At 52.4% G+C, this 336-nt stretch carries 1 rRNA gene; it reads right to left on the bottom strand.

The features are described from left to right. A 23S ribosomal RNA gene (locus HMPREF2822_RS13540) occupies nt 1–336 on the bottom strand; the annotation flags it as partial.

The following is a 336-nucleotide window of genomic DNA, read 5'->3' as shown; positions in this document are numbered from 1 at the left end:
AAGTCGTGTGGTCCCCCTTCTCCCGAAGTTACGGGGGCATTTTGCCGAGTTCCTTAACCACAGTTCACCCGAACGCCTTAGTATTTTCAACCTGACCACCTGTGTCGGTTTAGGGTACGGGCCATACATCCACATCGCTAGAGGCTTTTCTCGACAGTACTAGATCACCAACTTCACCCACATTCGGGCTACGCATCACGCCTCAGGTTAAACGGTGTGCGGATTTGCCTACACACCACCTCACACGCTTACACCAACAATCCACTAAGCGGCATGGCTACTACACTGTGTCACCCCATCACTTGAACCACACATCAGGCCCCACGACATCAACAA

Origin of the sequence: Corynebacterium sp. HMSC062E11 (assembly GCF_001811845.1) — a bacterium.
Classification (GTDB): Bacteria; Actinomycetota; Actinomycetes; order Mycobacteriales; family Mycobacteriaceae; genus Corynebacterium; species Corynebacterium hesseae.
This window is presented reverse-complemented; position numbering and strand designations above follow the sequence as displayed.